Raw genomic sequence first — 17,004 nt, forward strand, 5'->3', positions numbered from 1 at the left:
GTTACGCCTCCCCTTCCGCGTTCGCGTTCGCGGATGACTCGATACCCAGATCCAGTGATCGGGCGCCTTTGGGATAGGCCTCGGGGTAGCGGCGAATATGACGCTTCAGCTCGTCGAGCTGGCGCTGAAGTTCCGGCGTGATGTCGGCGTAGACATCGCTGATCAGCGACTCCAGCGGCACACAGGCGCGTTTTTCAGCGCGCTTCATGGTCTCGAGCACCTCCCGGCGCAGGCTTTCCTCTTCGTCCGCCTGCTCCTCTTCGCTCCACCACTCTTTCTGGATCAGCCATTTCTTGAGGCGCAGTACCGGGTCTTTCAACCGCCAGGTCTCCTCTTCGCTCTTGGCGCGGTAACCGGTGGGGTCATCGGAGGAGGAATGCGCGGCCAGGCGATAGGACATCGCTTCGATCAGTACGGGCTTGTTCTGCTCTACCGCGATGCGCCGCGCTTGAGTGGTGGCCTCATACACGGCCAGCGCGTCGTTGCCGTCCACCCGGATCACATGCATGTGATAGCCGATGGCCCGAGGCGCGATACCGTCAGCGGCGAACTGCTCGACCGCAGGAGTCGAGATGGCGTAACCGTTGTTGCGACAAAAGAAGATGACCGGCACCTGGTGAACCGAGGCCATGTTCAGCGCGGCGTGGAAGTCGCCCTCCGAGGCCGCCCCTTCGCCGAAAAAGGTCAGCGTACAAAAGCCCTCGCCGGCCAGCTTCTGACCGTAGGCGTAGCCGGTGGCCTGGGGGATCTGGGTGGCGAGCGGCGAGGAAATCGTCATGTAGTGAAGCTTGCGTGAGCCGTAGTGCACCGGCATCTGCCGGCCCTTGCCGTAATCGAGCTCATTGCCGAACAGCTGATTCATGAATTCGTCGATGGTGAAGCCGCGATACATCAGCGCGCCCTGCTCCCGGTACTGGGCCATGATCATGTCGGCATCGTTCAAGGCGGCAGTGGCGCCCACGATAGCCGCTTCTTCACCGGTACTCTGCATGTAAAAGCTCAGCCGCCCCTGGCGCTGGGCGGCCAGCATGCGCTCGTCAAGAAGTCGTGTGGCCAGCATGGCCTTGTAAAGACGTCTGGCGTGGTCGCGGTCAAGGGCGGGCTCGACGGCGCCTTCATAAAGCGCCCCTTCGGGGCTCAGTAGACTGAAGGTCGCCATGGAAAATTCGTCGCCGGTCATGAAACTCGGCTGGTGGCAGTAGCGTGTCATCGTTTTTATCCTTATTGGCCCCTTTTGAGGGCAGTGTTGTCGGTGCCGACCGTTTTTGCCAGTGGATTTATCTGGCAATGATCAACGCAACACAAGGACAGTACCCCAGCGCGATGACTTTAGGGATACAACTTAAGGCGGGGGTTATACGGGTAGGCGCTGGCGAAGGGTTTGCTGCAAGAGATCGAAAAGGCTGTCCACCGTCAGCGCCAGCAGCGCAATCAGCAGTGCCCCCTGCAGTACGTAAGCCATATTGCTGTTGATGATGCCGGCAATGATCGGGTCGCCCAGATTACTTGCTCCTACGGTGGCCCCCAGCGCGGCGGTAGCGATATTGATGGTGATGGAGGTGCGAACGCCGGCCAGAATGACCGGCGCGGCCAGAGGAAGCTCCACGCGCCAGAGGATCTGACGGCTGGTCATCCCCATGGCAAGCGCCGCTTCCTTGATGCGAGGGTCCACCCCGTCAAGCCCGGCTAGCGTATTGCGCACGATGGGCAAGAGCCCGTAAAGCATCAGCGCGACAATGATGGGCAGCGTGCCAAAGCCCAGTACCGGCACCGCGAGCGCCAGTACCGCCACAGGCGGGAATGTCTGACCCAGCGAGGCCAGCTGCCCGGCCAGGGGTAGGAAATCGCGGCCGCGCTCACGGGTGACACCAATACCTGTCAGTATACCGACACACACTGTGACCCCACCCGCCACGCCTACCACCAGAAGGTGTCGGCCAAGCAGGTCGAGAAAGCTTGCCCGGGAGTAGATCACCTGACGCGCCCCGGGCTCCAGCCATCTGAAAAAACTCTCCAGATAGGCCATGCCCATCACGGCCAATGCCAACAGCACAGCCCACGCCAGCGGTATCAACCAGCGCGGTGACAAGGGCGCTTGCCGGATAGCGACAACAGGGCTTCTAGCTTGCACGGTAGGCGCCTCGTTCAACCTGGGCTTCCTTGATGACCCGGCGCAGGGAAAGTTCGCCGATGGGAACATCGCTTGTATCCACCACCGTGAGCCGGTCGCAGTGATCGCGCAGCATCATTGAAAGTCCCTGACGCAGGGTAAAGTCGGCGGGAATGCGCGAATGCGCGGGAATCGTGGGCCCAAGCGACGACATATGATCTTTCACCCGCGTAAGTCCCGCCTGTTTGAGCCCCCTCTCGAGACCGCCCAGCAAGGACTCCACGAACGAGTCGCTGGGGTGCTGCAGCAGCGCAAGCGGGCTGCCCTGCTGCACGATGCGACCGTCGCGCATGACCACCAGATGGTCGGCAAGCTTCAACGCCTCGTCCATGTCATGGGTAACGAATACGATGGTTTTATGGAGCTTCGCCTGTAGTCTTGCCAGCTCATCCTGGAGCTTTTCCCGGGTGAGCGGATCCAGCGCACCGAAGGGCTCGTCCATCAGCAGAATATCCGGGTCGGCTGCCAGGGCGCGGGCAACGCCCACCCGCTGAGCCTGGCCGCCGGAGAGCTGATGGGGGTACTTGTGCGCGAACTCCCCAACAGGCAAGCCCAGAATGTCCATCAATTCTTCCACCCGGGCGGTGACCTTGTCTGCTGGCCACTTGAGAAGACGTGGCACCAGGGCGATGTTGCGCGCCACGCTCCAGTGGGGGAAAAGTCCGGTGCTCTGAATGACGTAGCCGATGCGTCGGCGGAGTTTCACCGCATCGAAGCTTTCAACCATCTGGCCGTCCAGCGTGATCTCGCCGGCGCTATGGGGGATAAGCCGATTGATCATGCGCAGTGTCGTCGACTTGCCACACCCGGAGGTGCCCACCAGCGCACAGAACTTGCCCGTGTCGATACGCAGTGAAATATCGTCGACGGCGAGCGCGTCGCCAAAGCGCTTGGTGACGTTCTTGAGCTCGATCATGCCTGTCCTCCGTGGCGGGTTATCTCGGCCAGCGCGCCAAGTGCAGAATCGACGACCAGCGCCATGACCACAATGGGCAGTGCCCCGAGCAGCACCATATCCATGGCCGCCTGGCCCAACCCCTGAAAGATGAACGTGCCAAGCCCGCCGGCACCGATCAGCGCCGCTACGGCGGTAAGTCCTACCGCCTGCACGGTGGTGATCCGTACGCCCTCCAGAAGCACCGGCAGTGCCAGGGGAAAGCGTACCTGCCAGAAGCGCTGACTGGCCTTCATGCCCATGGCCGTGGCGGCTTCCAGGGTATCCGGGCGAACCTCTTCCAGGGCGATGAAGGTGTTACGCACAATGGGTAGAAGGCTATAGGCAATCAAAGCGATCAGCGCCGGCGTATTGCCGATACCACTGACCCCGAGCTTGCCCAGAAACGCCACATTGGCGCCCAGCCAGGCAAGTGGCGCAAGCAACAGACCGAAAAGTGCAAGGCTTGGAATGGTTTGAAAGGAGTTGAGCAGCGCAAAGCCCACTTTCTGCGCCCGCCTGAAGCGGCGCATGAGCATGGCAAGCAAGAGCCCCAGTACGATGCTGATTCCCACCGCACTGGCCACCAGGGCAATGTGCTGTTTCAGGGCACTGGCGAACTGCCCCTGGCGGGCCAGAAACTCCTGAGCCAGCGCAAGATCCCCCAGCCAAAGCCGGATGCACAGCCACCAGATGAGCGCCACGCCGACCAGTAGCGCAGCGGTCGCCAGCCGCTTGATGCCCAGGCGAAGGCGAAGCTCTACCAGGCATAGAAGCAGGACGAAAAGCAGTGTCCAGTACGCCGCCCCCAACCCCAGTCGGGCCTGAGGGAGCTGCGGATCCATCAGGTAGTGGCCAGCCACCATCAGGCCAAAGGGCATGAGCAACAGCATCAGCACGACCAGCAGCAGCATCGCCTGATAATTGCCTCGATTCGGCCTGAGCGCCAGCGCGCCCAAGGCGACCAGCAACAGGGTAATCAACAGCGCCCCGACGACGCCCAATGCCTCGATTAGTCCATAGGAGGTCCCGGGTACAATCCGGTTGGGCGCCACACTGACCGCATTCAATAGCCAGACCGCGCCAATCATGACGCCTGCCAGGGCAATCAGTACGATATTCGGCGCTGTCTGGTGCTCGCGGGTTCTGACAAGGGAGGCCGCGCTAGATGTCATGCATCAATCGTCCAAACCATCGAGATAATCGCGGGCTACCTGGTCGGGGGACAAACCGTTGACCGCCACGTCGGCGTTCAGACGCTGAAGCGTTTCCAGGTCAAGCGTTTCGAACACGGCATTGAGCCGCTCTTCGATGGCGGGGTACGTAGCCAGCACGCTTTCACGAATGACCGGTGCAGGCTGGTAGATCGGCTGAACGCCCTTGGTGTCCTCAAGAACCACAAGACCCAGCGCATTGAGCCCACCATCGGTACCGTAGGTCATCGCCGCGTTGACACCGCTGGTCTGCTGGGCGGCAGCGCGCATGGTTGCCGCCGTGTTGCCCCCGGACAGCACCAGAAGCTGATCTTCACCCAGCTGAAAGCCATACGCCTGCTGGAAGGCAGGCAGCGCCTGTTCGGATTCGACAAACTCGGCGCTGGCGGCAAACTTGAAGTCGCCACCCTGCTCAAGATACTCCGCCAGATCTTCAAGGGTAACCAGTTCGTTCTCTTCGGCGACATCGCCACGAACGCTGATGGCCCAGGTGTTGTTGGCGCTGGCAGGACGCAGCCATACGAGCCCCTCTTCCAGGTCGCGCTCGCGCACGGTCTCGAAGGCCTGATCTGCATCGTTCCAGACCGGGCTATCCGTCATGTCGAAGAAGAAGGCACCGTTGCCGGTATACTCCGGATAAACATCGATTTCCCCGGCCTGGATCGCGCTTCGCACCACGCTGGTGGCACCCAGCTGCAAACGGTTCTCGGTGGGAATCCCTTCGCGCTCCAGCGCCTGAATGATCAGCTCCCCGAGAACGGCACCTTCGGTATCGATCTTGGATGACACCACCACCGGTTCATTGGCCTGGCTGGCACTGGCAACCAACGTGAGGGCGAGACCGCCAAGCGCAGTTTTTATCATTGAGCGCATTTTCATCATCCTTTATTCAACAAGCTCACAAGAGTGGTTCAAGTATAGGTGCCTGTCCGGCAAGCGCCACTCCCAGGCGCTTGTTTTCAGAGTGATTCAACCACCCACGAGGTCCCTTCCCGGGAATCCTTGAGCACGATACCCAGGGCGGCAAGCTCGTCGCGAATGGCATCGGCGCGAGCGAAATCCCTGGCGGCTTTCGCCTGCTGGCGCGCCTCTATCTTGGCCTCTATTTCCGTTTCACTGATAGCCGGCTGCGCGCTACTCCCCTTGAGAAACGCCTCCGGACACTGCTGCAAAAGCCCCAGCACTCCGCCCAGGCGCTCAAGCTCCGAGCCCAGCTGCTGCGCTTTTTCGGGTGCCTCGGTCTTGGCGCGATTTACTTCGCGGGCAAGGTCAAATAGTACCGCCAGCGCCTCAGGAGTGTTGAAGTCATCGTCCATGGCGCTTTTGAAGCGCGCATCGAAGGCCTCCAGCCCTTCCGGGGCGCTCTCAAGGGGCTGCGTCTGGACACCCTCCAGCGCGGTGTAAAAGCGAATCAGGGATTTACGCGCCTCGACCAGCGAACCTACCGAGTAGTTGATGGCGCTACGGTAGTGGCTGGCCACCAGTAGATAGCGCACCACTTCCGGGTCGTGTTCGGCAAGCACATCGCGGATGGTGAAGAAATTGCCCAGTGACTTGGACATCTTCTCCTGGTCGACCCGCACCGCGCCCGCATGCATCCAGGTATTGACGTAGGTCTTGCCGGTGGCGGCCTCGCTCTGGGCGATCTCGTTTTCGTGGTGCGGAAAAGTCAGATCCGGCCCGCCGCCGTGAATATCGAAGGTATCGCCCAGACAGCACGTGGACATGGCCGAGCACTCGATATGCCAACCCGGGCGCCCGTCGCCCCAGGGTGACGCCCAGTGAGCCTCACCGACCTTGGCGGCCTTCCAGAGCACGAAATCGAGCGGGTCTTCCTTGTGGGTATCCACCTCGACCCGGGCCCCCGAGCGCATGTCGTCCAGTTGACGGTTATTGAGCTTGCCGTAACCGCCGAACTTCCTGACTCGGTAATAGACGTCGCCGTTATCGGCAGCGTAGGCAAAGCCCTTGTCGATGAGTGTTTCGATCATCGCGACAATATCGTCGATGTGCCCGGTGGCCTTGGGTTCACGGCTGGGGGGCAGAACCCCCAGTCGCGCCTCGTCCTCGTGCATGGCATCGATCATGCGCTCGGTGAGCGCGGTGATGGACTCACCGTTGTCCTCGGCACGCTTGAGAATCTTGTCGTCGATGTCGGTGATATTGCGCACATAGGTAACGTCATAGCCGCGGGCGCGCAGATAGCGGGTGATCACGTCAAAGGCCACCATCACCCGGGCGTGGCCCAGGTGGCAGTAGTCATACACCGTCATGCCGCAGACGTACATGCTCACGCTACCCGCCTTGATCGGCGTGAATACTTCCTTGCGACGCGTCAGCGTATTGTAGATATGCATAAACGCCCCTCACCCCTTCTGCTGAATTTTCGCCCAGGTATCTTTCAGGCCCACGGTGCGGTTGAAGACCAGCTTGTCCGGGGTTGAAAGGTGGCGATCCGCGCAGAAGTAGCCCACCCGTTCGAACTGAAAGCGGGCCTCTGGCGCGGCATCACGCAGGCTCGGTTCACCGATGGCCTGGCAGATCACCAGGGAGTCGGGATTCAGGTGATCGAGGAAGTCGGCGTCCTTGTCACGATCGGGCTGCTCCACCATGAAGAGATTGTCGTACAGACGGACCTCCATGGGGATGCCATGCGTCGCGCTGACCCAGTGAATCACGCCTTTCACCTTGCGCCCTTCCGGGTTCTTGCCCAGGGTATCGCAGTCCACCGAGCAGTGAAGCTCGACAATCTCGCCGACGTCATCCTTGATGACCTCGTCGCAGCGAATCACGTAACTGTTGCGCAGGCGAACCTCCTTACCCGGCGCCAGACGGAAGAACTTCTTGGGGGCATCCTCCATGAAATCGTCCTGATCGATGTAGAGCTCGCGGGTGAGAGGAATGTGGCGCAGCGCCATATCATCACGGGCGGGGTGACCAGGGACCTCGTAAACTTCTTCAAACCCTTCGTCGACATTGGTCAGTACCACTTTCAGCGGCTTCATAACGCACATGGCGCGCGGCGCGTTGTCTTCCAGGTCCGAGCGGATCGCGTGGGTCAGCATGGCAATATCGACCAGACCGCCATCGGCACGGGTAACTCCGATCATCTCGCAGAACTTGCGAATCGAGGCAGGCGTGTAGCCGCGCCGACGCATGCCTGAAATGGTGGGCATACGTGGGTCGTCCCAGCCTTCGACAATCTTCTCGTCCACCAGAAGCTTCAGCTTGCGCTTGGAGGTGAGCGTGTAGTTGAGATTGAGCCTGGCGAACTCGATCTGGCGCGGCTTGCTGGGCACCGGCAGGTTGTTCAAAAACCATTCGTAAAGCGGACGGTGATCCTCGAATTCCAGTGTACAGATCGAGTGAGTGACGCCTTCGATCGCGTCCGACTGCCCATGGGTGAAATCGTAAGAGGGATAGATCTTCCAGGCGTCGCCGGTCTGGTGATGACTTGCATGGCGAATGCGATAGAGAATGGGGTCACGCAGGTTGATATTGGGCGAGGCCATATCGATCTTGGCGCGCAGCACCTTCTCACTCTCGCCGAACTCGCCCTTGCGCATCCTCTCCAGAAGATCCAGGTTCTCGTCAACACTGCGCTCGCGATATGGGCTTGGCTTGCCGGGTTCGGTCAGCGTGCCGCGGTATTCGCGGATCTCGTCCGGGGAGTGGTCGTCAACGTAAGCCTTGCCTTCACGAATCAGATGTTGCGCCCAGGTGTAGAGCTGCTCGAAATAGCTTGATGCAAAGCGCACCTGCCCCGCCCATTCAAAGCCCAGCCATGCCACGTCCTCCTTGATGGCGTCGATATAGGCCTGTTCTTCCTTGGCGGGATTGGTGTCGTCAAAACGTAAATGGCAGTCACCACCCAGTTCCTGCGCCAACCCGAAGTTCAGACAGATCGATTTTGCATGGCCAATGTGCAAAAAGCCGTTGGGCTCCGGGGGGAAACGGGTCACGATACTGGTGACCTGCCCGCTTTCGATCTCGTCGCTTACCTGGTTGCGAATGAAGTTCGGCGCTTTGGTGGTCTCATTGGTCATGGTGGTGTCGATAACCTCACAGTGGATGGCGTGCCGGTCGGCTAGCACCTAGGCTGTTAGTACATAGGCGATTAGCACCTAGGTTAAAAGCCTTTGCGCTTCGCGACGCCGGGCAAAACAGCTATTATAACGCGACGCCGATGCACAGCGCCAAGGCGAACGCCTTTATTCAACAGGAATTTATCTATGATCGTATTACAGACGAACGTTGGCGACATCACTATCGCGCTCAACTATGACAAGGCACCCAATACCGCCGCCAACTTCGAGCAGTATGTACGCGACGGCTTCTACGATGGCACGCTATTTCACCGGGTCATCGACGGTTTCATGGTGCAAGGCGGCGGATTTGACCAATCCTTCGAGCAAAAACCCACCCGTGATCCTGTCGAGAATGAAGCCGACAACGGTCTGGAAAACACCGTGGGCACCCTGGCCATGGCGCGCACCCAGGACCCGCATTCGGCCACCGCCCAGTTCTTCATCAATGTGGGCAACAACAGCTTCTTGAACCATAGCGGTAAAAATCTGCAGGGTTGGGGCTATGCGGTGTTTGGCGAAGTGGTCGACGGCATGGAGGTGGTGAACGCCATCAAGGGCGTAAGCACCACGCGGCGCGGCATGCATGCCGATGTTCCTGCCGAGGATGTCATCATCGAGCGCGCTTACGTAAAAGAAGACTGAATCCGGGAGCCTTATGCGCACTCTGCTGGTAGCCGATACGCATCTAAGCGGTGAGACCCCTTCCATCAATCAGGGGTTTTACCGCTACCTTGAGCACACCGCCCAGGGGGCGGATGCGCTCTACATTCTGGGTGACCTGTTCGATGCCTGGATTGGCGACGACGTACTTGATACCCCTCACCCCATCAGTACCGTGGCCGGGGAAGTCATCACGCGCCTGCGTGCGTTGGGCGAGGCGGGCACTACGATCTACTTCCAGCACGGCAACCGCGACTTTCTTCTGGGCAGGCGTTTCATCGACGCCTGTGGGGCCACGCTATTGCCCGATGTACACGAGGTCGAGCTTCAGGGCCTGCCTCTTGTGCTGCTTCATGGGGACAGCCTGTGTACTCTGGATGAGAGCTATATGGCGTTTCGCGCCCAGTCACGAAACCCTCAGTGGCAGACACAGATTCTAGCCATGCCCCTGCAGGAGCGGCTCGCCCTGGCCAAGAGATTGCGCCTTGAGTCGGACACCGCCAACTCGGACAAAGGGGAGGCGATCATGGATGTCACCCCCGGTGAGGTGACAGCCCTGCTGAGTCACTTCGGAGTGAGCGTGATGATTCACGGCCACACCCACCGCCCCCAGGTTCACGACCTGACCGTCGAGGGTGTGCCCGCCCAGCGTTTCGTGCTGGGAGACTGGAGCGTGGCGCAGGGCTGGGACATCGTGATCGAGCGGACCGAGGGCCGCTCTGCCAAGCCCGAGCTTCGCCAGTTCTCACTGGAAAGCCCCCCCTCAGCCGTCTGAACCGAGCGTCAGACACAAAAAGCCGATCCTGGGATCGGCTTTTTCTTGTGCCATTTCGTCTGGCCCGGTTCTGTCTGGCTGAACCAGCCATGACGGTCTCAGCGCTCGATATCCGCCTCGGCCCTGAGCGATGCGATCAACCCGTCAACGGCCGCCTGAGCGCGCAGCTGTTCACTGATCTGGGCGACAAAGTCGCCCGCCTGGGTGTCATCTTCGCCCCCCTGTGTCACGCTATCCAGCGCGACCACGCTGACCCGGGAAGGCATCGTCACGAACGTGTAACGGCTCGTACCTTCCTCTGGGCGCGCCATACGAAAGACACCGTCCACCAGCGTTGCCGGCAGTGTAGTGGGGCCCTGGCGTGAAACATCGCTTGCCTGCTGCCAGTCGATATCCACTGTCTCACCCGTTCGCAGCATGGTAACCAGCCGCTCGGCTTCCTGCTGCAGGGCCTGCTGACGCTGCGCGGCGGCTACATAGCCTTCGATCTCTTCGCGCACATCGTCCAGGGGCAGTAGCGTCGCCTCGCGATGATCCGCCACGCGCAACACCATGCGGCGATCATCGTCTAGCTCGATCACCTGGCTGTTGTATCCCTCTACGAGCACATCATCGGTGAAGGCTTCGTTCATGACGCCGGGTTCGGAGAGCACACCCGCCCCTTCACCCTGCGCGATCCAGTCCGTCTGATGGAGCGTCAGCCCCACATCATCGGCCACGCTCTGCAGGTCATCCGCGGCAAAACTTTCATCGATCAAGCGCTGCACCTGACGGTTGAACGTGTCGTTGACTTCATTGAGTGCTGCAGTATGAGCCAGGGTTTCGCGCTGCTCTTCATAGCTGAGCCCTTCGACCTCGGTCACCTGAAGCACGTGGAAGGCATCCCCCATCTCGACAGGTTGTGAGGTTTCGCCCTCGAAAAGACGAAATGCGGCGTCGTCAAACGCGTCACCCATGATTCCTCGAGAGATAACGCCCAGATCGCCGCCCTGCTCGGCGCTGGCGGTATCGTCAGAGTAGCGCAGCGCCGCATCCTCGAAAGAGGCGCCGCCTTGTATATCGTCCAACGCCTGCTGGGCACGCGCCTGAGCCTCGTCACGGCTGCGCTCGTCGCCAAACGTCACCATGATATGGGACACCCGCCGGTCGCTGGTCTGGCTTTGCGCCCGCCAGGTATCACGAAGGGTCTCTTCATCAACGTCGACCCCTTCGGCCATCTCCTGACGATCGATCACCACGTACTCCACCTGAACCTGCTCGGCTCGCTCGAAGCGCTCCGGGTGGGTATCGTAATACGCCTGAATCTCGTCATCGGTGACACTGGGCTCGAAATCGATGCCATTGCCATCCAGCATCACATAGCGAAAGCTGCGCTGCTGGTTCTGAAGAGCAATGACACGCTCACGCTCGTTGGGCAGGCTGAAATCGCTCTGGGCGATGCCCTGCTGCAGGTAGCGACGTTTCAAATCGCCCTTGAGCTCTTCACGAAATGCAAGCGGCGTATAGCCGGCCCGGGAAAGCTGGTTGCGAAAGATATCGGCATTGAAACGACCCTGCTGGTCCTGGAATTCCGGCAGGGTGACAATCACCTGATCGAGCTGATCATCGGAGAGGTAAAAACCGCCCTCTTCGGCATACTGACCCAGCAGCTCCTGGGTAATGAGCTGATCAAGCACCTCGTTTCGAACAGCGCGCTCCTGTTCGGGCGGTACCTGGCCGGAACGAAGCGCGCGCTGAACCTCAAGCTCCACCTGCTGGCGCAGGATGGGCTCACCATTCACGCTCGCCACCTGGTTGGGATCGCGACCGAAGGCGCTGAACAGCGACTCCACCCCAAACAGCGCCATGGCGGCGACCATGATCCCGATAATGATTTTGGCCCCCCAGCTTCGGGAACCATTTCGAATACTTTGCAGCATGCTTGCCTCAGATCGTCACAGCCATTTGTCGCGCCCGTCAACAGGGCCTTAAAAGAACATGGGCGCATCGCCTAAGCGATGCGCCCATTACGCTACGGCAACGCGAGCCAATTAATTGACGGCGTCTTTCAGCGCCTTACCGGCCTTGAAACTGGGCACCTTGGCAGCGCTGATCTGGATCGGCTGGCCCGTCTGCGGGTTACGACCCGTGCGTGCTGCACGCTCTTTGATGGCAAACGTACCAAAACCTACCAGTGAAACGCTTTCGCCTTTTTTGAGGCTATCGGTGACAGACTCCACCATGGCATCCAATGCGCGGGTTGCCGCTGCTTTCGGAATATCTGCAGACGCGGCAATAGCTTCAATCAGCTCGGACTTATTCACACTTCACCCCTTAAATGTTTCGAAAAATGGCTCTGAACGGCGCGGTCACCGGCTGGTACAACCTCAAAGCATAGCTGCGTTTTATAGCAATGCCTTGAAACCCCTGTCAAGCGACCCAGTCTTGAGCGCCGGGCCCTCATGGCCCGAACGCTCCTTGTCAATGAAAGCCTCTTCGGGCCTTGCTACTCAATGCGTGCTGGCAACGGTGCTGGCATTGAACGATGGATCGGCGTTTTTGAGCGTTCCCGCCCCCAGGGCCGATTCATCGGCCAGCGCGACCGTCAATACATCATCTATCCATTGTACCGGGCGAATATCAAGTGCTCCTTTGATATTATCCGGTACTTCCTTGAGATCACGACGATTTTCCTCAGGGATCAGGACGGTCTTTATACCACCCCGGCGCGCTGCCAGCAATTTCTCCTTTAGCCCGCCAATGGGCATTACTTCGCCCCGCAGATTCACCTCGCCGGTCATCGCTACGTCGCAGCGCACCGGACGATTGGTGTAGGCGGAAATCATTGCCGTCACCATGGCCACCCCGGCACTCGGGCCGTCCTTGGGCGTTGCGCCTTCGGGCACGTGGATATGCAGGTCTTCGTTTTCAAAACGCTGCGGGTCGATATCAAAGGCGGCAGCCCGCGCCTTCACGACGGTATGAGCAGCACTGACCGACTCTTTCATGACATCACCCAGCGAGCCCGTCTTGTTCACGCGTCCCTTGCCCGGTGTCACCACCGATTCGATATTGAGAATCTCGCCCCCGACAGAGGTCCAGGCCAGCCCGGTCACACGGCCAACCTGGTCTTCCTGCTCGGCCAGACCGTAGCTGTAGCGGCGGACCCCGGCGTAGGTTTCGATATCCTCGGCCTTGAGGGTTTGCAGGGGCGCTTTATCGGTCTTGCCGGCACTTACCTCGGCCTCGACACGCTCACGCAGTACCTTGCGGCATACCTTGGCGATCTGGCGCTCGAGCTCGCGCACGCCCGCCTCGCGGGTGTAGTAGCGAACGAGCTCTAAAAGTGCTTCGTCTTCAAGCGCGAGTTCGTCGGGCTTCAGACCGTTGGCGCCCAGCTGCTTGGGCAACAGGTAGCGCTTGCTGATCGCCAGCTTCTCATCCTCGGTGTAACCCGGCAGACGAATGATCTCCATACGATCCAGAAGCGGACCGGGGATGTTCATCGAGTTCGCCGTGCAGATGAACAGCGTCTCGGAAAGATCGTAGTCGAGTTCCAGGTAGTGATCGCTGAAGCTGTTGTTCTGCTCCGGGTCGAGCACCTCCAGTAGCGCCGAGGCGGGGTCGCCGCGATGATCCATGCCGAGCTTGTCGACTTCATCAAGCAAGAACAGCGGGTTTTTCACTTCGGCGCGCGCCATGCGCTGCATCAGCTTGCCCGGCAACGAACCGATATAGGTACGGCGATGGCCGCGTATCTCGGACTCATCACGCACGCCGCCAAGGGCCAGACGCACATACTTGCGGTTGGTAGCCCGGGCAATGGATTGCCCCAGCGACGTCTTGCCCACGCCGGGCGGGCCCACCAGGCAAAGTACCGGGCCTTTCATCTTCTTGACGCGCTTTTGTACCGCCAGGTACTCAAGAATACGCGCCTTCACCTCTTCAAGGCCGTAGTGGTCCTCATCGAGCACCTGTTGCGCCTTGACGAGATCATGCTTGACTCGGGTACGCTTTTTCCAGGGAACGGCAATCAGCCAATCCAGATAGGAGCGTACCACGGTGGCCTCTGCCGAGTTGGTCGCCATCATCTTGAGCTTGTTGAGCTCTTGTGTGGCTTTCTCGGAGGCCTCCTTGGGCATGCCCGATTCCTTGATCGCCTGCTCGTACTTTTCAGCCTCGTTGGGCACATCGTCAAGCTCACCCATCTCTTTCTGGATGGCTTTCATCTGCTCATTGAGATAGTACTCGCGCTGGGTCTTCTCCATCTGCTCCTTGACCCGCGAGCGGATGCGCTTTTCGACCTGGAGCAGATCGATCTCGGACTCGATCAGCGCCATCAGGTGCTCGATGCGATCGCGCACGCGATCCATCTCCAAAAGCTCCTGCTTGTCGCCAATCTTCAGCGACAGATGCGCGCAGATGGTGTCCACCAGCCGGCTGGGGTCTTCGATGCCGGAAAGCGAACTCAAGACCTCGTTGGGGACCTTCTTGGAGAGCTTGACGTACTGCTCGAACTGATTGAGCAGCACACGTACCAGCGCTTCCTGTTCACGACTGGTAAGCGGCTCGCTTTCACGCGGCGTCAGGTACGCCTGAGTGTAGCCATCCTCATTCTCGTCGATCTTTACGACATCAGCGCGGAAGTTGCCTTCGATCAGCACCTTGACCGTACCGTCGGGCAGTTTCAGCAGCTGCATGATGTCAGCCACCGTCCCCATGCGATAAAGATCTTCGTTGTCGGGTTCATCCTGGGAGGCTTCGCGCTGAGCTACCAGGAGCACGCGCTTGTCCGCCTCCATTGCCGCTTCAAGGGCCTGGATAGACTTTTCCCGTCCCACAAACAGAGGAATCACCATTTGCGGGTAAACAACCACGTCGCGCAGAGGCAACATGGGTAGACACTGTGTCTGATCGGCGTTCTGCTGCATCGCAGACGTTCCTCAAAATCGGATAAGCGTTCGATCAAGCATTGCTACTTGAAAGCGCTTAACAATATGGAAGACGCGGCCAGGTAACGTCAGCCGCTGGTTCGCGTGATGGTAGGGGCCGGATGTCGCATCTTGGCTAACGGCCCGGCTAACAACAAGGGGTCGCCTAGGCGACCCCTTGAATTGGCTTAATAGAAAACCAAGGCCGGGCGAGGCGCGACTAGCCGTCGGTCCCGTCTACGCGGGCCTTCTGCTGATTGGAATAGATCAGTAGCGGCTGGCTTTCACCCGCTATGACCGACTCATCAATCACCACCTTGCTGACATCCTCGAGCGAGGGGATCTCGTACATGGTGTCGAGCAGTACCGACTCAAGAATCGAACGCAGCCCCCGGGCGCCGGTCTTGCGCTCCATTGCCTTGACGGCAACGGCTCTGAGCGCTTCCTCACGAAACTCGAGTGTGACGCCTTCCATCTCGAAGAGCTTGGCGTACTGCTTGACAAGCGAGTTCTTGGGCTCGGTCAGAATCTGAATCAACGCGTCTTCAGTCAGCTCGGTCAGCGTGGCAATGACCGGCAGGCGACCCACGAACTCGGGAATAAGACCAAACTTGACCAGATCCTCGGGCTCGACGTCCGCCAGAAGCTCACCCACACCGCGAGAGGACTCCTTGCTCTTGACGCTTGCATTGAAACCGATGCCCCCTTTCTCTGCGCGATCCCGGATGACCTTGTCCAGCCCGGCAAAGGCGCCACCCACGATAAACAGGATATTGGCAGTGTTGACCTGCACGAACTCCTGCTGTGGATGCTTGCGTCCACCCTGAGGCGGCACAGATGCCGTGGTGCCTTCAATGAGCTTCAGCAGTGCCTGCTGTACACCCTCACCGGAAACGTCACGGGTAATCGAGGGGTTGTCGGACTTGCGCGAGATCTTGTCGATTTCATCGATATAGACGATACCGCGCTCGGCCTTCTCGACATCATAGTCGCACTTTTGCAGAAGTTTCTGGATGATGTTTTCCACATCCTCGCCCACATAACCTGCTTCGGTGAGCGTCGTGGCATCCGCAATAGTGAAAGGCACGTTCAACAGCCGCGCCATGGTCTCGGCCAGCAGCGTCTTGCCGCTACCGGTCGGTCCAATCAGCAGGATATTGGATTTACCCAGTTCCACATCGCTTTCACGCACTTCTGTTTTCAGACGCTTGTAGTGGTTGTATACCGCTACTGACAACACCATCTTGGCGCGGTCTTGTCCGATGACATAGTCGTCCAGGGTGTAACGTATTTCGCGAGGCGTAGGCAGCCGCTCCTCATCGCTCTCGGCATCGGCTTCGAGAACTTCCTCGCGAATGATGTCGTTACACAGATCGACACACTCATCGCAAATATATACGGACGGGCCGGCAATCAGCTTGCGAACTTCGTTTTGGTTTTTTCCACAAAACGAGCAGTAAAGCAGTTTGCCACCTTCATCCTTGCCTTTGCCGTCGGCCATTGGCGTACCTCTATCACTGCGGCGGCTTTCGCCGCCTGGAAAGCTCGTTGGAAAAGCGGGGATCCGGTTACGCTATCAGGATGTAGGCCGCTTATCCAGCACTGCGTCGATCAGGCCATACTCTTTGGCCTTGTCGGCACTCATGAAGTTGTCGCGGTCGGTATCGCGGGCGACTTTCTCGAGATCCTGACCCGTATGATGGGCAAGAATCTGGTTCAGCTTTTCACGAATCCCCAGGATTTCCCGCGTATGGATCTCGATATCCGACGCCTGACCCTGATAACCGCCCAGCGGCTGGTGGATCATGACGCGCGAGTTGGGCAGACAGTACCGTTTGCCCGCCGCACCTGCCGTCAGAAGCAGTGCACCCATGCTTGCCGCCTGGCCGATACATACCGTGGAGACATCGGGCTTGATGAACTGCATGGTGTCATAGATCGACATGCCTGCCGTCACCGAACCGCCGGGGGAATTGATATAAAGATGGATATCTTTATCCGGGTTCTCGGACTCGAGAAAGAGCATCTGCGCCACGACCAGGTTGGCCATGTAATCTTCCACCGGCCCGACGAGGAAAATGACGCGCTCTTTTAAAAGCCGCGAATAAATATCGTAAGCTCGTTCCCCTTTGGCGCTTTGCTCAACCACCATGGGCACTAAACCGCCGGCGTTTTGAATATCAAACTCACTCATTCGGGTGATTCCTTGCGTCCGCTAAGGGAAAGGCGCACCGGGGTGCGCCACGAGATTGC

14 protein-coding genes are annotated in these 17,004 nt (G+C 59.4%); 2 read left to right on the top strand and 12 right to left on the bottom strand.

Annotated features, from left to right (window positions below):
• Position 1: 1 nt before the first annotated feature.
• The 7 genes from ACWF8S_RS09600 to ACWF8S_RS09630 all read right to left on the bottom strand — a co-directional run bounded on the left by ACWF8S_RS09600 (position 2) and on the right by ACWF8S_RS09630 (position 8,364).
• A complete protein-coding gene (locus ACWF8S_RS09600) occupies positions 2–1,210 on the bottom strand; it encodes a thiamine pyrophosphate-dependent dehydrogenase E1 component subunit alpha (protein ID WP_447553103.1) in 1,209 nt (402 codons plus the stop codon).
• Between the two features lie 144 nt (positions 1,211–1,354).
• Positions 1,355–2,131 carry an ABC transporter permease gene (locus tag ACWF8S_RS09605; RefSeq protein WP_447553104.1) on the bottom strand — a complete coding sequence of 259 codons (777 nt, stop codon included), beginning with the start codon at positions 2,129–2,131 and terminating at the stop codon, positions 1,355–1,357.
• The gene (locus ACWF8S_RS09610; RefSeq protein ID WP_447553105.1) at positions 2,121–3,086 is read right to left on the bottom strand and encodes an ABC transporter ATP-binding protein; all 966 of its coding nucleotides are present in this window, start codon (positions 3,084–3,086) and stop codon (positions 2,121–2,123) included. The genes ACWF8S_RS09605 and ACWF8S_RS09610 overlap by 11 nt, the downstream gene beginning before the upstream one ends.
• The gene (locus ACWF8S_RS09615; RefSeq protein ID WP_447553106.1) at positions 3,083–4,279 is read right to left on the bottom strand and encodes an ABC transporter permease; all 1,197 of its coding nucleotides are present in this window, start codon (positions 4,277–4,279) and stop codon (positions 3,083–3,085) included. The genes ACWF8S_RS09610 and ACWF8S_RS09615 overlap by 4 nt, the downstream gene beginning before the upstream one ends.
• Before the next feature lie 3 nt (positions 4,280–4,282).
• Positions 4,283–5,182 carry a glycine betaine ABC transporter substrate-binding protein OsmF gene (osmF, locus tag ACWF8S_RS09620; RefSeq protein WP_447556576.1) on the bottom strand — a complete coding sequence of 300 codons (900 nt, stop codon included), beginning with the start codon at positions 5,180–5,182 and terminating at the stop codon, positions 4,283–4,285.
• A gap of 95 nt (positions 5,183–5,277) precedes the next feature.
• Positions 5,278–6,675 carry a cysteine--tRNA ligase gene (gene cysS / locus ACWF8S_RS09625; RefSeq protein WP_447553107.1) on the bottom strand — a complete coding sequence of 466 codons (1,398 nt, stop codon included), beginning with the start codon at positions 6,673–6,675 and terminating at the stop codon, positions 5,278–5,280.
• A gap of 9 nt (positions 6,676–6,684) precedes the next feature.
• The gene (locus tag ACWF8S_RS09630; protein WP_447553108.1) at positions 6,685–8,364 is read right to left on the bottom strand and encodes a glutamine--tRNA ligase/YqeY domain fusion protein; all 1,680 of its coding nucleotides are present in this window, start codon (positions 8,362–8,364) and stop codon (positions 6,685–6,687) included.
• Positions 8,365–8,550: 186 nt separating this feature from the next.
• Between ACWF8S_RS09630 and ACWF8S_RS09635 the strand changes: the two genes are divergently transcribed.
• The gene (locus tag ACWF8S_RS09635) at positions 8,551–9,048 is read left to right on the top strand and encodes a peptidylprolyl isomerase (RefSeq protein WP_447553109.1); all 498 of its coding nucleotides are present in this window, start codon (positions 8,551–8,553) and stop codon (positions 9,046–9,048) included.
• 13 nt (positions 9,049–9,061) lie between these two features.
• Positions 9,062–9,841: a UDP-2,3-diacylglucosamine diphosphatase gene (locus tag ACWF8S_RS09640; RefSeq protein WP_447553110.1), complete on the top strand. Its 780-nt coding sequence runs from the start codon at positions 9,062–9,064 to the stop codon at positions 9,839–9,841.
• Between the two features lie 98 nt (positions 9,842–9,939).
• Here ACWF8S_RS09640 and ACWF8S_RS09645 read toward each other — a convergent pair whose 3' ends face one another.
• The 5 genes from ACWF8S_RS09645 to clpP form a co-directional block, all read right to left on the bottom strand.
• Complete coding sequence (locus ACWF8S_RS09645) at positions 9,940–11,760, bottom strand: SurA N-terminal domain-containing protein (RefSeq protein WP_447553111.1); 1,821 nt, start codon at positions 11,758–11,760, stop codon at positions 9,940–9,942.
• Positions 11,761–11,871: 111 nt separating this feature from the next.
• Positions 11,872–12,144: an HU family DNA-binding protein gene (locus ACWF8S_RS09650; protein WP_007114333.1), complete on the bottom strand. Its 273-nt coding sequence runs from the start codon at positions 12,142–12,144 to the stop codon at positions 11,872–11,874.
• Between the two features lie 186 nt (positions 12,145–12,330).
• Positions 12,331–14,751: an endopeptidase La gene (gene lon / locus ACWF8S_RS09655; protein ID WP_447553112.1), complete on the bottom strand. Its 2,421-nt coding sequence runs from the start codon at positions 14,749–14,751 to the stop codon at positions 12,331–12,333.
• Between the two features lie 220 nt (positions 14,752–14,971).
• Positions 14,972–16,252, bottom strand: coding sequence for an ATP-dependent Clp protease ATP-binding subunit ClpX (clpX, locus tag ACWF8S_RS09660; protein WP_447553113.1), 1,281 nt, complete (start codon positions 16,250–16,252; stop codon positions 14,972–14,974).
• A 75-nt stretch (positions 16,253–16,327) separates the two neighbouring features.
• On the bottom strand, positions 16,328–16,945 hold the full coding sequence (clpP, locus tag ACWF8S_RS09665; protein WP_447553114.1) for an ATP-dependent Clp endopeptidase proteolytic subunit ClpP: 618 nt from the start codon (positions 16,943–16,945) through the stop codon (positions 16,328–16,330).
• Between the last annotated feature and the right edge of the window lie 59 nt (positions 16,946–17,004).

The organism is Vreelandella xerophytica (assembly GCF_968048975.1).

Excerpts from the sequence above, each read along its gene's own strand:
- osmF (WP_447556576.1), bottom strand. The coding sequence starts at position 5,182 with ATGATAAAAACTGCGCTTGGCGGTCTCGCCCTCACGTTGGTTGCCAGT.
- clpP (WP_447553114.1), bottom strand. The coding sequence starts at position 16,945 with ATGAGTGAGTTTGATATTCAAAACGCCGGCGGTTTAGTGCCCATGGTG.
- ACWF8S_RS09630 (WP_447553108.1), bottom strand. The coding sequence starts at position 8,364 with ATGACCAATGAGACCACCAAAGCGCCGAACTTCATTCGCAACCAGGTA.
- ACWF8S_RS09640 (WP_447553110.1), top strand. The coding sequence starts at position 9,062 with ATGCGCACTCTGCTGGTAGCCGATACGCATCTAAGCGGTGAGACCCCT.
- ACWF8S_RS09635 (WP_447553109.1), top strand. The coding sequence starts at position 8,551 with ATGATCGTATTACAGACGAACGTTGGCGACATCACTATCGCGCTCAAC.
- ACWF8S_RS09600 (WP_447553103.1), bottom strand. The coding sequence starts at position 1,210 with ATGACACGCTACTGCCACCAGCCGAGTTTCATGACCGGCGACGAATTT.
- ACWF8S_RS09645 (WP_447553111.1), bottom strand. The coding sequence starts at position 11,760 with ATGCTGCAAAGTATTCGAAATGGTTCCCGAAGCTGGGGGGCCAAAATC.
- ACWF8S_RS09610 (WP_447553105.1), bottom strand. The coding sequence starts at position 3,086 with ATGATCGAGCTCAAGAACGTCACCAAGCGCTTTGGCGACGCGCTCGCC.
- lon (WP_447553112.1), bottom strand. The coding sequence starts at position 14,751 with ATGCAGCAGAACGCCGATCAGACACAGTGTCTACCCATGTTGCCTCTG.
- clpX (WP_447553113.1), bottom strand. The coding sequence starts at position 16,252 with ATGGCCGACGGCAAAGGCAAGGATGAAGGTGGCAAACTGCTTTACTGC.
- cysS (WP_447553107.1), bottom strand. The coding sequence starts at position 6,675 with ATGCATATCTACAATACGCTGACGCGTCGCAAGGAAGTATTCACGCCG.
- ACWF8S_RS09615 (WP_447553106.1), bottom strand. The coding sequence starts at position 4,279 with ATGACATCTAGCGCGGCCTCCCTTGTCAGAACCCGCGAGCACCAGACA.